General features: G+C 64.5%; 14 protein-coding genes. All 14 read right to left on the bottom strand.

Annotated features, from left to right (window positions below):
• Nucleotides 1-111 precede the first annotated feature (111 nt).
• The 14 genes from BM013_RS32010 to BM013_RS31945 all read right to left on the bottom strand — a co-directional run bounded on the left by BM013_RS32010 (nucleotide 112) and on the right by BM013_RS31945 (nucleotide 12,806).
• Nucleotides 112-1,074, bottom strand: coding sequence for a substrate-binding domain-containing protein (locus tag BM013_RS32010; protein ID WP_093132658.1), 963 nt, complete (start codon nucleotides 1,072-1,074; stop codon nucleotides 112-114).
• Nucleotides 1,075-1,121: 47 nt separating this feature from the next.
• Nucleotides 1,122-2,153 (bottom strand): ABC transporter permease, encoded by a 1,032-nt coding sequence (locus tag BM013_RS32005; RefSeq protein WP_093132656.1) that lies wholly within the window; start codon nucleotides 2,151-2,153, stop codon nucleotides 1,122-1,124.
• Entirely contained in the window at nucleotides 2,116-3,648 is a 1,533-nt protein-coding gene (locus tag BM013_RS32000) for a sugar ABC transporter ATP-binding protein (protein WP_093132654.1), read from the bottom strand. Before BM013_RS32000 ends, BM013_RS32005 begins: the two co-directional genes overlap by 38 nt.
• Nucleotides 3,645-4,814, bottom strand: a complete 1,170-nt coding sequence (locus tag BM013_RS31995) for an ROK family protein (RefSeq protein WP_093132652.1) — start codon at nucleotides 4,812-4,814, stop codon at nucleotides 3,645-3,647. Before BM013_RS31995 ends, BM013_RS32000 begins: the two co-directional genes overlap by 4 nt.
• Before the next feature lie 225 nt (nucleotides 4,815-5,039).
• On the bottom strand, nucleotides 5,040-5,459 hold the full coding sequence (locus BM013_RS31990; RefSeq protein ID WP_093057730.1) for a F0F1 ATP synthase subunit epsilon: 420 nt from the start codon (nucleotides 5,457-5,459) through the stop codon (nucleotides 5,040-5,042).
• Nucleotides 5,460-5,477: 18 nt separating this feature from the next.
• Nucleotides 5,478-6,878, bottom strand: a complete 1,401-nt coding sequence (gene atpD / locus BM013_RS31985; RefSeq protein WP_093132650.1) for a F0F1 ATP synthase subunit beta — start codon at nucleotides 6,876-6,878, stop codon at nucleotides 5,478-5,480.
• A gap of 122 nt (nucleotides 6,879-7,000) precedes the next feature.
• Nucleotides 7,001-7,393, bottom strand: coding sequence for a hypothetical protein (locus tag BM013_RS31980; protein ID WP_093132648.1), 393 nt, complete (start codon nucleotides 7,391-7,393; stop codon nucleotides 7,001-7,003).
• A gap of 88 nt (nucleotides 7,394-7,481) precedes the next feature.
• Nucleotides 7,482-8,357, bottom strand: a complete 876-nt coding sequence (atpG, locus tag BM013_RS31975) for a F0F1 ATP synthase subunit gamma (protein ID WP_093132646.1) — start codon at nucleotides 8,355-8,357, stop codon at nucleotides 7,482-7,484.
• A 21-nt stretch (nucleotides 8,358-8,378) separates the two neighbouring features.
• Complete coding sequence (gene atpA / locus BM013_RS31970) at nucleotides 8,379-9,992, bottom strand: F0F1 ATP synthase subunit alpha (RefSeq protein WP_093132644.1); 1,614 nt, start codon at nucleotides 9,990-9,992, stop codon at nucleotides 8,379-8,381.
• Between the two features lie 38 nt (nucleotides 9,993-10,030).
• Nucleotides 10,031-10,561, bottom strand: a complete 531-nt coding sequence (locus tag BM013_RS31965) for a F0F1 ATP synthase subunit delta (protein WP_093132642.1) — start codon at nucleotides 10,559-10,561, stop codon at nucleotides 10,031-10,033.
• Nucleotides 10,562-10,569: 8 nt separating this feature from the next.
• Nucleotides 10,570-11,040, bottom strand: a complete 471-nt coding sequence (locus BM013_RS31960) for a F0F1 ATP synthase subunit B (protein ID WP_093132640.1) — start codon at nucleotides 11,038-11,040, stop codon at nucleotides 10,570-10,572.
• 82 nt (nucleotides 11,041-11,122) lie between these two features.
• Nucleotides 11,123-11,386 (bottom strand): F0F1 ATP synthase subunit C, encoded by a 264-nt coding sequence (gene atpE / locus BM013_RS31955; RefSeq protein ID WP_007830191.1) that lies wholly within the window; start codon nucleotides 11,384-11,386, stop codon nucleotides 11,123-11,125.
• 60 nt (nucleotides 11,387-11,446) lie between these two features.
• Complete coding sequence (gene atpB / locus BM013_RS31950) at nucleotides 11,447-12,316, bottom strand: F0F1 ATP synthase subunit A (RefSeq protein ID WP_093132638.1); 870 nt, start codon at nucleotides 12,314-12,316, stop codon at nucleotides 11,447-11,449.
• Between the two features lie 4 nt (nucleotides 12,317-12,320).
• On the bottom strand, nucleotides 12,321-12,806 hold the full coding sequence (locus tag BM013_RS31945; protein WP_093132636.1) for an ATP synthase subunit I: 486 nt from the start codon (nucleotides 12,804-12,806) through the stop codon (nucleotides 12,321-12,323).
• Between the last annotated feature and the right edge of the window lie 134 nt (nucleotides 12,807-12,940).

Raw genomic sequence — 12,940 nt, 5'->3', positions numbered from 1 at the left:
GGGCAGCGGCCGTCGCACACGCACAGCCTTTGCCATCGCCGCAGGCCCTCACCCCGCCCCTCTCCCCAAGGGGAGAGGGTGTGAAGCGATCGGCCACTGGGCCGATGGCATTCAGAACGGCGAGTTCGGGTGGTAGAAGTCCTTGGCGTTGTCCTTGGTGATGAGCACCGAAGGAATGATCGTCGTCGCCGGCAGCTTCTCGCCCTTCAGGCGCGCTTCGGCCGTGAGCTTGATCGCGTCGTAGATGAACTTGGGCGAGTAGCTCACGTCGGCGCCGATACGCTTGTCCTTGCCGTCCATGATGGTCTTGACCATGTCCTTGGCACCCGCGCCGCCGAACACGATCTTGATGTCGTCGCGCTTGGCCTGCGAGATGGCCTTGAGCACGCCCACGGCCATGTCGTCGTCGGCGGCCCAGATGGCGTCGATGCTCTTGAAGCGCGTGAGGTAGTCCTGCGTGACCTTGAAGGCGTCGTCGCGGTTCCAGTTGGCGTACTTGGCGTCCAGCAGCTTGATGTCGGGGCTGCCCTTGAGAACGGCATTGAAGGCGTCCATGCGTTCGTTGTCGAGCGTGGTCGCAATGCCGCGCAGCGCCACCACGTTGCCCTTGCCGCCGAGCTGCTTCACGATGTACTCGGCCGGGATCTTGCCGAAGGCGGTGTTGTCGCCGGCCACGTACGCGTCCTGCGCGCTGGTGTCGGTCAGGCCGCGGTCGACCACGGTCACGTAGGCGCCCTTGGCCTTGACCTGTGCCACGGGCTTGGTCAGCGCGGCCGACTCGAACGGGAACACGACCAGCGCGTTGATCTTGGTGACCGTTGACAGGTCCTGCAGCTGGTTGGCCTGCTCGGGCGCGTTGGCCGCGGTCTTGATCGTGATCTTCAGGTCCTTGTGTTCCTTCTCGAGGTCCTTCTTCGCCTGGTTGGCCCAGTAGTTGATGCCGCCCATGAAGCTGTGCGTGGCCGCGGGAATCGAAACGCCGAGGTTGACCTTTTCTGCGGCAAGCGCGGGCAGGCTGGCGAACGCTGCGGCGGCCACGGCCGTGAGTGCGAGGCGTCTGGTGAAAGTCGTCATGCTGGGTGTCTCCTTGTGGTTGATGGAACGGGAACGAACGAAAAGACCTAGCGGCGCCCTCGCTGCAGGAACGCCACGATGATGATCACGAAGCCCTGCACCGCGGCGTTGAGGTACACGCTGATGATGCTGGTGAGGTTCAGGATGTTGCTGATGACCGAGAGCAGGATCGCGCCCACCACGGTGCCCGTGATGCTGCCCGCGCCGCCCTTGAGCGCGGTGCCGCCGACGATCACCGCCGCAATGGCTTCCAGCTCCCACAGCAGGCCGGTGGTCGGCGAGGCCGAGCCCAGGCGCGGCACGTACAGCAGCGTGGCAATGCCCACGCACACGCCCAGCAGCACGTAGGTCATGATCTTCACGCGGTCGACGTCCACCGCCGCGTAGCGCGCCACCTGCTCGTTGGAACCGATGGCCTGCACGTAGCGCCCGTACGCCGTGCGGTTCAGGATGACGCCGCCGATGACCGCGACGATCACGAACACCCACACCGGCACCGGAATGCCCGCCAGGCTCGCGTAGTACACGGGCGCGTAGAGGTCCGACAGCTCGTTGTCGAGCGTGAGCGCGCCGCCGTCGGCGAAGTAGGTGAGGTAGGCGCGGAAGATGCCCAGCGTGCCCAGCGTCACGATGAAGGGCTCGATGCGGCCCTTGGTGATGAGCAGGCCGTGCGCCAGCCCGAACACCGCGCCGAGCACCACCGCGAGCACCGCGCCCATCACCACCGCCAGCATCGGCGAGCCCGAGGCGGGCCCGGCCCAGTTGATGAACATGATCACGCTGCCCGCGATGAGCGCGGCCATGGAGCCCACCGACAGGTCGATGCCGCCCGAGATGATCACGAAGCACATGCCCACCGCGATGATGCCGATGAAGGCCGTGCGCGTGAGCACGTTCATGGCGTTGTCCAGCGTGGCGAAGTCGCTGTTCAGCAGCGTGCCGGCAATGCACAGCAGCACGAGGCCGATGACCGGGCCGAGCCCGTGCAGGCGCTCCGTCCAGCGCGGCCTGGACTCGCTGCGGTGCTGCTGCTGCGCGGCCTCAAGCGATGGCGGGGGAGTTTGCGGTTCCGGTGGCATGAGCGATGAGCTCCTCTTCTGTCAGATGGTCCGCGTCGAGCGTGGCAACGAGCCGGCCCGCGCGCATCACCGCGACGCGGTGGCACAGGCCGATCAGTTCCATCAGCTCCGACGAGACGACGATCACCGCGAGCCCTTCGCGGGCGAGTCGCTGGATCAGGAAATAGATGTCGCGCTTGGCGCCCACGTCGACACCGCGCGTGGGCTCGTCGAGCACCACCACCTTGGGCCGCGGCTGCAGCACCTTGGCGAGCGCGAGCTTCTGCTGGTTGCCGCCCGACAGCGAAGACGCCTTGACGTCGAGCGAGCCGGTGCGAATGCCGTAGTCCTTCACCGCCTCGGCCAGCGCGCCGCGTTCGGCCTCGGGCTTGAGCCAGGGCTGCGCATAGCGCTCCAGCGCCATCAGCGTGAGGTTCTGGCGCAGGCCGAAGCTCACGTGCAGGCCCTTGCCCTTGCGGTCTTCGCTGAGGTAGGTGAGGCCGTGCTTGGCGGCATCGCGCGGGTTGCGCCAGCCCCTGTTGCCGGGCACGGGCTTGCCGAGCATCTCGACGCTGCCGCTGGCCGGGCGCAGGCCGAGCAGGCCTTCGAAGAGTTCGGTGCGGCCCGCGCCGACCAGGCCCGCGAAGCCGAGGATCTCGCCGGGGCGCACCTCGAAGCCCGCGTCCTGCGCCCAGCCGGGCACGGTGAAATTGCGCACGCGCATCGCGGGCGCGTCGGCCGCCACCACGGCGTCGCGCGGCGGGTACAGGTCGGCCAGCTCGCGGCCCACCATGAGGTTGGCCATCTGCTGGCGCGTGACGTCGGCCGTGAGCGAACGCGCCACGAAGCGGCCGTCGCGCATGACGATGACCTCGTCGGTCACCTGCTCCACCTCGTCGAGCTTGTGCGAGATGTAGACGATGGTCACGCCGTCGGCGCGCAGCTGTGCGATCAGCTTGAACAGGCGCGCGGTCTCGCCGGGCGTGAGCGTGGCGGTGGGCTCGTCCATGATGAGCAGGCGCGCGCGGCGGGCGATGGCCTTGGCGATTTCGACGAGCTGCTTCTCCGCGACGATGAGGCGGCGCACCTTGGTGCGCGGGTCGATGTGCAGGCCGACGGCGGCGAGCGCATCGGCCGCGGAATGCGCCATCGAGGCGTCGTCGAGCAGCCAGCCCTTCTTCTTTTCATGGCCCAGGAAGATGTTCTGCGCCACGCTCAGGTCTTCGGCGAGGTTGAACTCCTGGTGGATCAGCACGATGCCCAATGCCTCGGCGTCGCGCGAGCTCGCGAACTGCGGCGGCTGGCCGTTGATGCGCAGCGTGCCGCCGGTGAGCGACTCGTAGCCCGCGAGGATCTTCATCAGCGTGGACTTGCCCGCGCCGTTCTCGCCGAGCAGGCCGTACACGCGGCCGGGCGCGAGCGCGAAGCTCACGCCGTGCAGCACCTGCACGGGGCCGAAGGCCTTCACCACGCCGTCGAACTCGACGGCCACGCTGCCCTTTGTTTCTGCGTTCATGGCGCCACTCCGCGGACCTTCAGGGTCTCGTGCATCGCGAGCACGCCGGCGCCGACCAGGCCGCCCTGCATGCCCAGCGGCGTGTACTGGATCTCCAGGTGCCGCGTGGACAGCGCCAGCGAGCGCTGGTACACGCTCTGGCGCACGGCGGCGAGAAACAGCGGGCCGATGCGCGTGATGCCGCCGCCGATGAACACGTGCGACGGATTGAAGAAATTGACCACCGACGCGAGCATCTGCCCGATCAGGCTGCCCGCGCGCTGGATGATGTCGTTGGCCGCGGTGTCGCCGCCGCGGCTGGCCTGGCCCACGTCGATGGCGTCGATGCGGCCGTGCACGCGCAGGCACTCGGCCAGCGCCGCGCTTTCGCCGGCCTCGGCGGCCTGGATGGCCATGCGCGTGATGGCGGGGCCGGCGGCCATGGCCTCGACGCAGCCGAGGTTGCCGCAATGGCAGCGCGGGCCTTCCTGGTCGACGCAGATGTGGCCCACGTCGCCGGCCGAGCCGGCCGCGCCGCGGTACACCTCGCCGTGGCAGACGATGCCGCAGCCGATGCCGGTGCCGATCTTGATGACGAGGAAGTTGGTCAGCGAGCGCTTGAGGCGCCAGAGCTCGCCGAGCGCCATGAGGTTCACGTCGTTGTCGACGAACACCGGCGCGCTGTAGTCCTCGCGCAGGTAGTCGCGGATCGAGAAGCTGTCCCAGGCCGGCATGAGCGGCGGGTTCACGAGCTGGCCGATCTCGAAGTTCACCGGGCCGGGCACGCCGATGCCGATGCCGAGCACGTCCTTGGCGACGGCACCGCAACGGGCCAGCAGCTCGCGCATGAGGGTGCGCACGCGCGCCAGCACCACGGCCGGGCCTTGGCGCACGTCGGCGGGTTCGTCATGCTGGGCGAGCACGGTGAGGTCGGGGCGCAGCACGGCCACGTCGAGGCTGGTGGCGCCGATGTCGATGCCCACCAGCACGCCGAGGCCGGCGTGGAGCTGCAGGTTCTCGGCGCGGCGCCCGCCGGAGGAGCGCTGCAGGCCGGCTTCGGACAGCAGGCCCTGCTCGACCAGGCCCGCGATCAGGCCGTTGGCCTTGCTCTTGGAGAAGCCGAGCTGCTCGGCCATGGCGTGGCGTGAGCCGCCGGCCGACCAGAAGGTCGTTTCCAGCAGCCGCATTTCATCGGCGGTGATGCCACTCCAGCGTGCCACGCGTCTTGTCTCCGGTGTTCTTGTCTTCGCCGCCCTTGGGTCCGGGCGAAGGCGAATACTAGGCGGAGGTCTTCAGCCAGACAAGGCTGAACTTCGACCAAATTCAGATCGAAGTCGAACGAAAACTCATGCGTTCCAGACGCAAAAAAGCCGCCCGAGGGCGGCTTCTTGTCAGCGCAATCGGAAGACCGATTACTTCTTCTGGCGGTACTTGCGCAGCGCCGCGATCTGGGCGGCCATCACGGCCAGCTCCGATTGCGCCATCGCGATGTCGATGTCGCTCTTCGCGTTCTTCAGCGCTTCTTCCGCGGCGGCCTTGGCCTGGTTGGCCTTCTCGTCGTCGAGGTCCTTGCCGCGGATCGCGGTGTCGGACAGCACGGTGACGGCGTTGGGCTGCACTTCGAGAATGCCGCCTGCCACGAAGACGAATTCTTCCTTGCCGTCGGCCGTTTCGATGCGCACCGCGCCGGGGCGGATGCGCGTGATCAGCGGCGTGTGGCGCGGATAGATGCCGAGCTCACCGGCTTCACCGGGCAGCGCGACGAACCTGGCTTCGCCCGAGAAGATCGACTCTTCCGCGCTGACCACGTCGACGTGAATGGTGTTTGCCATCTGAGTTCCTCTGTCGCCTTAGGCGATTTTCTTGGCTTTTTCGAACGCTTCGTCGATGCCGCCCACCATGTAGAACGCTTGTTCCGGCAGGTGGTCGGCTTCGCCGTTCACGATCATCTTGAAACCACGGATGGTTTCGGCCAGCGGCACGTACTTGCCAGGCGCGCCGGTGAACACTTCGGCCACGTGGAACGGCTGCGACAGGAAGCGCTGGATCTTGCGGGCGCGGGCCACGGCGAGCTTGTCGTCGGGAGCCAGTTCGTCCATGCCCAGAATGGCGATGATGTCGCGCAGTTCCTTGTAGCGCTGCAGCGTGCCTTGCACGGCGCGGGCCACGTTGTAGTGCTCTTCGCCGACCACGTTCGGGTCGAGCTGGCGCGAGGTCGAGTCCAGCGGGTCCACGGCGGGGTAGATGCCCAGCGAGGCGATGTCACGCGACAGCACCACGGTCGAGTCCAAGTGGGCGAAGGTGGTGGCGGGCGACGGGTCGGTCAAGTCATCCGCAGGGACGTACACGGCCTGGATCGAGGTGATCGAGCCGACCTTGGTCGACGTGATGCGCTCTTGCAGACGGCCCATTTCCTCGGCCAGCGTCGGCTGGTAGCCCACGGCGGAAGGCATGCGGCCCAGCAGTGCCGACACTTCGGTACCGGCCAGCGTGTAGCGGTAGATGTTGTCCACGAAGAACAGAACGTCACGGCCTTCGTCGCGGAACGACTCGGCGATGGTCAGGCCGGTCAGCGCCACGCGCAGACGGTTGCCCGGGGGTTCGTTCATCTGGCCGTAGACCATGGCCACCTTCGAGTCTTCGAGCTTCTCGAGGTTCACGACGCCGGAGTCGGCCATCTCGTGATAGAAGTCGTTGCCCTCGCGGGTACGTTCACCCACACCGGCGAACACCGACAGACCCGAGTGAGCCTTGGCGATGTTGTTGATGAGTTCCATCATGTTCACGGTCTTGCCCACGCCGGCGCCGCCGAACAGGCCCACCTTGCCGCCCTTGGCGAACGGGCACACCAGGTCGATCACCTTGATGCCGGTTTCCAGCAGGTCTTGCGAAGGCGACAGTTCGTCGTACGCTGGGGCCTTGCGGTGGATCGAAGCCGTGAGCTCCTGGCTGACCGGACCGCGTTCGTCGATGGGCGAGCCGAGCACGTCCATGATGCGGCCGAGGGTGGCCTTGCCGACTGGCACGGTGATGGATGCACCGGTGTTGGTGACGATGATGCCGCGGCGCAGGCCGTCGGACGAGCCGAGTGCAATCGTGCGCACCACGCCGTCGCCGAGCTGCTGCTGGACTTCGAGGGTCAGCGCGCTGCCTTCGAACTTCAGTGCGTCGTAAATCTTCGGCATCTGGTCACGCGGGAACTCCACGTCGACCACGGCGCCGATACATTGGACAATTTTTCCTTCAGCCATGACGTTTCCTTCTGGATGGATCTCTAAATAATTGCGACAGGTTCTTGCAGAAGCGTCCTGGTGCCAGTACGGGCCGCTTTTGCAAGAATGCCGGACAGGCCGGCACCCTTGAATGGTTCAGATCAGCACTTCATGGCCGTGGCTTGCGCGGCGAAGGCATCCGAGGCAGCCTTGCAGGCTTGACCCAGCGCAGCCTTGTCGGCACCCATCGAAGCCCAGGTGGCCTTCGTCTGATCGAGACTCGACTTCATTGCATCGGCGGCAGCACCGCTTTGCGCAGAAACGCATGCCTGCACCTTGGCCAGGTAGTCGTTGCACTCTTGCGGCAGGTCGGCGGCGGAGGCCGTCGGGGCTGCGGCAGGTGCCGCCGGTGCTGCTGCGGGTTCCGGTGCTGCGGGAGCAGGCGCCGGCGCGGGTGCAGCGGCGGGAGCCGGTGCGGGCGCGGGAGCATCTTCCTTCTTCGAGCAGGCGGTCAGCGCGGCAGCGATGGCCACCAGAGCAAGAATCTTCTTCATTTTTTGCGAGTCCCCTAAAAATAGGCCTTGTATTACCAGGCGCGCAGAGCGCGCCCGGTCAGCAATGCGGCCCGTTGCACTGCCTTGATCACACGCCTGCAGCAGCGGCCGCGCCGGACACGATTTCGGACAGTTCCTTCGTGATGCCAGCCTGACGGGTCTTGTTGTAGACCAGCTTCAGTTCGCTGATCACATTGCCCGCGTTGTCGGTCGCCGCCTTCATGGCCACCATGCGCGCCGAATGCTCGGACGCCATGTTCTCGGCCACGGCCTGGTACACCAGCGATTCCACGTAGCGCACCAGCAGTTCGTCGATCACGCTCTGGGCATCGGGTTCGTAGATGTAGTCCCACGAATGATGTCCCGGATCGGCCTGCAGCGTTTCGGCCTTCAGCGGCAGCAACTGCTCCACCATCGGCTCTTGCTTGATGGTGTTGATGAACTTCGTGTAGCACAGGTACACCGCCGACAGCTTGCCTTCGGCATAGGCGTCCAGCAGCGTCTTGACGGGCCCGATGAGCTTGTCGAGATGCGGCGTGTCGCCCAGCTGCGTCACATGGGCCACCACGCGGGCGCCAATGCGATTCAGGAAGCCCAGGCCCTTGCTGCCGATGGCCACCGACTCGACCACGTTGCCCGCCGCCTGCGCTTCGCGCAGCTTGCCGGTGACGGCACGCAGCAGGTTGGTGTTCAAGCCGCCGCACAGGCCCTTGTCGCTGGTCACGATGATGAAACCGACGCCCTTGGCCTCGGTTGTCTTCATGAACGCGTGGGTGTACTCCGGGTTCGCCTTGCCAAGGTTGGCCGCGATGTTGCGGATCTTTTCGCTGTAGGGGCGCGCGGCGCGCATGCGTTCCTGCGCCTTGCGCATCTTGGAAACCGAGACCATTTCCATGGCCTTGGTGATCTTCTTGGTGTTCTCCACCGATTTGATCTTGCCGCGGATTTCCTTACCAGCTGCCATGAGAGTTCCTTCTTGCGTCGATCAGGCGAACGACTTCTTGAACGAAGTGGCGGCCGCCATCAGCTCGGCTTCGGCGTCCTGGCAGACCTTCTTGAAGGCCTTCTTCTCTTCGCTGTCATCGGCCTTGGCGGGCTTGGGATCCCACTTGGCACCGTTCTTTTCCATCGTGGCCAGCAGCGGTGCGTGGCTCGACTTGAGGAACTGATGGAAGCCGTGTTCGAACGAAAGCACCTTCTTGACGTCGATGTCGTCCATGAAGCCCTTGTTCACCGCGAACAGCGTGGCGCTCATCAACGAGATGGGCAGCGGGCTGTACTGGTTCTGCTTGAGCAATTCGGTCACACGGGCACCGCGGTCGAGCTGCTTGCGGGTGCTTTCGTCGAGGTCGGAAGCGAACTGGGCAAAGGCCGCGAGTTCGCGGTACTGCGCCAGGTCGGTACGGATACCGCCGGACTGGTTCTTCACCAGGTTGGTCTGAGCCGACGAGCCCACGCGCGACACCGAGATACCGGCGTTGATGGCGGGACGGATGCCGGCGTTGAACAGATTGGTTTCCAGGAAGATCTGGCCGTCGGTGATCGAGATCACGTTGGTCGGAACGAACGCGGAAACGTCGCCGGCTTGCGTTTCGATGATCGGCAGTGCGGTCAGCGAACCGGTCTTGCCCTTGACTTCACCCTTGGTGAAGGCTTCGACGTAGTCGGCATTCACGCGGGCTGCGCGCTCGAGCAGGCGGCTGTGGAGATAGAACACGTCGCCGGGGTAGGCTTCGCGGCCTGGCGGGCGGCGCAGCAGCAGCGAGACCTGGCGGTAGGCCACGGCTTGCTTGGACAGGTCGTCATAGACGATCAGGGCGTCCTGGCCGCGGTCGCGGAAGTATTCGCCCATCGTGCAGCCCGAATAGGCCGACACGTATTGCATGGCCGCCGATTCGGAGGCCGATGCCGCCACCACGATGGTGTAGTCCATCGCGCCGGCTTGTTCGAGTGCGCGCACCACGTTCTTGATCGACGAAGCCTTCTGGCCGATCGCAACGTAGACGCAGGTCATGTTCTGACCCTTCTGGTTGATGATCGCGTCGATGGCCACGGCGGTCTTGCCGGTCTGGCGGTCACCGATGATCAGCTCGCGCTGGCCGCGGCCGATCGGCACCATCGAGTCGACGGACTTCAGGCCCGTTTGCATCGGCTGGTCGACGGACTTGCGGGCGATCACGCCCGGTGCGACCTTTTCGATCACGTCGGTCATCTTGGCGTTGATGGGACCCTTGCCGTCGATCGGCTGGCCCAGTGCGTTCACCACGCGGCCGATGAGCTCGGGGCCCACCGGCACTTCCAGGATGCGGCCCGTGCACTTCACGGTGTCGCCTTCGGAGATGTGTTCGTATTCGCCCAGAATCACGGCGCCGACAGAGTCGCGCTCGAGGTTCAGTGCGAGGCCGAAGGACGGCGTGCCGTCCGCGCTCGGCGGGAATTCAAGCATTTCGCCTTGCATCGCGTCCGACAGGCCGTGCACGCGCACGATGCCGTCGGTCACCGACACCACGGTGCCTTCGTTGCGGATGTTGGCGCTGACCCCGAGGCCCTCGATGCGGCTCTTGATCAGTTCGGAAATTTCTGCGGGATTGAGTTGCATGACTCTTTCCTTCTTTCTTTGTAAGGCGATGGAGACCGTCAGGCCGCCAGCGCAACTTTCATTTGTTCAAGGCGCGCTTTGACGGAGGTGTCGAGCACCTCGTCGCCGACCACCACACGAATGCCGCCGATCAGTTCCGGCTCTTGCTGAACCGTGACCTGGAGCTTGCGACCGAAGCGCTTTTCGAGCGCGGCCGACACACCGGCCAGGGCCGCGGCGTCGATCGGGAAGGCGCTGTAGACAACGGCGTCGGACGAGCCGCTCTTCGCGTTGGCCAGTGTCCGGAACTGCTTCGCAATTTCCGGCAGCACCGAAAAACGCCCGTTCTCGAGGAGCGCGGCCAGGAAGTTCTGGGCAGCAGCGGTCAGCGGCGCGCCGAATGCACCGGCAACCACGCCAACCACCTGTTCGGCCGTGGCCTTCGGGTTGTCGGCGAACTGCTGGAGCTCGGGATTGGCCGCGATGACGGCCATCTTTTCGAGCCATGCGCTGGTGCCGGCGACGTCGGACGACGACGCCTTGAAGAGCGCCTCGGCGTAGGGGCGTGCAATGGTGGCGAGTTCTGCCATGGCTTCTATCAGAGTTCGGTCTGCAGACGGGCGAGCAAATCGGCGTGAACGCCCGCATTCACTTCCTTGCGCAGAATCTGCTCTGCGCCCTTGACGGCCAGCGCGGCGACCTGCTCACGCAGGGCTTCGCGGGCCTTCACGGCCTGCTGGTCGGCTTCGACGCGGGCGGCTGCAACGATCTTGTTGCCTTCCTCGGTCGCGCGGGCCTTGGCCTCTTCAACGATGGCCTGGGCGCGACGTTCGGCGTCAGCAAGACGTTGTGCGGACTCGTTGCGTGCCTGGCCCAGTTCGGCTTCCACGCGCTTGTTGGCGGCGCTCAGCTCGGACTTTGCCTTGTCGGCGGCAGCGAGGCCTTCGGCGATCTTCGCAGCGCGGTCGTCCAGCGCTTTCGCGATCGGCGGCCACACGTACTTCATCGTGAACCCGACCAGGATCAGGAACACGATCATCTGAACGATCAGGGTACCGGTAATGCTCACTTTTCACCCTCTCTATGGGATTGAATCGAAGCCATTCGCTAGATGTCCTAGAGAACGACGACGCAGGTCCGACGAGAAAGACTTACTTCGGCAGGTTGGCGATCTGAGCCAGGAACGGGTTGGCCGTTGCGAACCACAGAGCGATACCGGTGCCGATAATGAAAGCAGCGTCGATCAGACCGGCCAGCAGGAACATCTTGGTTTGAAGTTCACCCATGAGCTCAGGCTGACGTGCGGCCGACTCGAGGTACTTGCTGCCCATGATGCCGATGCCGATACATGCGCCAACAGCGCCCAGACCGATGATCAGGCCGGCGGCCAGTGCAACAAAGCTAATAACTTCCATGATGACTCCTAGAGGACTTTGGTTGAAGAGAAAACAAAAAACAGAAACGAAAACCGATGATCAGTGGTGATCGTGGGCCTGGCCGATGTAGACCAGCGTCAGCATCATGAACACGAAGGCTTGCAACGTGATGATCAGGATGTGGAAGATGGCCCAGGCCGTGCCCGCGATGATGTGGCCGATGGCCAGGCTGATGCCGGTGGCCGACATGGACCAGGCACCGCCCATCAAGGCGATCAGCAGGAAGATCAGTTCGCCGGCGTACATGTTGCCGAACAACCGCATGCCGTGCGAGACCGTCTTGGCGACGAACTCGATCATCTGCATGGCGAAGTTGAAGGGGTACAGCGCCCAATGGTTGCCGAAGGGTGCGGTGAACAGCTCGTGGATCCAGCCGCCAGCGCCCTTGATCTTGATGTTGTAGTAGATGCAGATCAGCAGCACCGCCACCGACATGCCCATGGTCACCGAGAGGTCGGCGGTGGGCACGACACGCAGGTAGGCATGGTGCGGGTCTTCACCGGCAATGCCGAAGATCTTCGCCCAGATGGCCGGGAACAAATCGACGGGGAACAAGTCCATTGCATTGAGCAGGAAGATCCACACGAAGATCGTGAGCGCCAGCGGAGCAACGAACTTGCGGCTCGTGGCGTTGTGGACAATGCCCTTGGCCTGCTGGTCGACCATTTCGACGAGCAGTTCGACAGCCGCTTGAAAACGGCCGGGAACGCCCGAAGTAGCTTTGCGAGCAGCAAGCCACAGCAGCCAGCAGCCGATGACACCGAGCAAGATCGAAAAGAACAGCGAGTCGAAATTGAAAACAGTCAGGTCCGCAACGCCCCCAGGCTTGGAGCTTTGCAGGTGCGTCAAGTGGTGAACGATGTATTCACCCGCGGTCTGACCATGTTCCGCAGCGTTTTCAGCAGCCATTCCGTTACTCGTCTCTCTGTTTCCGGCGCCGGGGCGAGAACATCACCGCCAACCAGGCCGCCTTCATTGTCACCACCAGGCCGACCAGCATTGCTGGCCAGCTCAGCGCCGTTACGAGCCTTGGCGCAGCGATCAGCATCGCCACCGACAAGGCCATCTTGACCATTTCCCACAGGAAGAATCCGAACACCGCAGTGCCAGGATTCAAGGAAGAAAATCGACCGGTCAGCCCACGTGCGAAGACCGCCGATGGAACAACCACCGCGATCGCACCGTAAGCGGCGGACCAACCCAGATTTTGCCTCCCCGTCAGTCCCCAGGCGGCCAAAGCCACCACCAGACCGACAACCAACTGACCCGCGACCACCCGCCATGGGGAGACCGAAGGGTTCTTTGCTCGCAGTTCACGCGCCTGTTCGGCGGTCAACGGCTTGAATTCTGCATCGAGGTCTTCAGCGACCTCCGAGTCTTGACGGGCGATTGTTTTCATTTCGAATGAAGCCCGGATGACGACCCAGAATTTCTACAAAGCCATTGATTATAAGTAAAAACCCAACCCATCCGGCCACCCTGAGTGTCCCGCATGCAAATCGGCACCGCATTCCCTGACGCGAGCCCGACGAT

Source organism: Variovorax sp. OK605 (assembly GCF_900115445.1).
Lineage (GTDB): Bacteria > Pseudomonadota > Gammaproteobacteria > Burkholderiales > Burkholderiaceae_C > Variovorax.
The sequence above is the reverse complement of the archived record's forward strand: the minus strand, read 5'-3'. Positions and strand labels throughout refer to the sequence as shown.